Here is a 679-nt window from a genome sequence, read left to right as displayed (position 1 = left end):
GTTAGCCATGTTGAATCTCCTTATGTTGTTTACGAATAGAATTAGTCATTACGCTGACCAGACGGGCCTATCGTTGCCAAGCTCTTGGGGTGATTCTCCGCGCCTATCATAAGGTCTTGCCCTAAGGTCGCGGCAGTTACTACTTGAAACGAGGTGATACTCATTGTGTAACTAGAAGGGAGTCTAGGCCTCAACCATAATCTCCTAGTCTATCTGATAGCACAGTCTCGCACCTGACGAATGGTCGCCGTTATTACGAGGTTGTCAGTCTCCCTATAGTGCTACCTAATTAAAACTTAGAGTCGATGACCTTCTGTTCCACTTCACGACGGTACTTGGAGTCGGTGCGGTAACGTGGGTCTGACATCGCTTTAATCATCTCAGCCTGAGACTCGAAGCCTTCAGCTTTACGGGCCACAGGTTTCGCTGGGGTAGCACGCTTGGCAATAGAGCGTTCAGCTTTCTTACCAAAGGTTTTATCACGAGACTGTCCCGCTAGGTTCAGAATCGTCTTCATGGTGGCTACGTCACGAGATTCAAAAGCCTTGATGAGTGCCTCAGCACCCTCAGGGTTATTGGTCTTCATGTGACCGTAGACCTGCTGGAAGCGCTCGCGGCCACCCACGAAGTCCATCACTTTCTCGACGTACTGGTTGACCAGAGCTTCCTGACCACGAAT

General features: G+C 49.8%; 1 protein-coding gene. It reads right to left on the bottom strand.

The window, feature by feature from the left end; all coding sequences use genetic code 11:
• Positions 1–289: 289 nt before the first annotated feature.
• On the bottom strand, positions 290–679 hold a 390-nt coding region (locus tag HHU12_RS34375; RefSeq protein ID WP_205960094.1), incomplete at its 5' end, for a capsid assembly protein.

The sequence above is a fragment of the Flammeovirga aprica JL-4 genome (genome assembly GCF_012844305.1).
Taxonomy (GTDB): Bacteria; Bacteroidota; Bacteroidia; order Cytophagales; family Flammeovirgaceae; genus Flammeovirga; species Flammeovirga aprica.
Note: the sequence above shows the minus strand (reverse complement) of the source record. Positions and strands in the feature narration are given on the sequence as shown.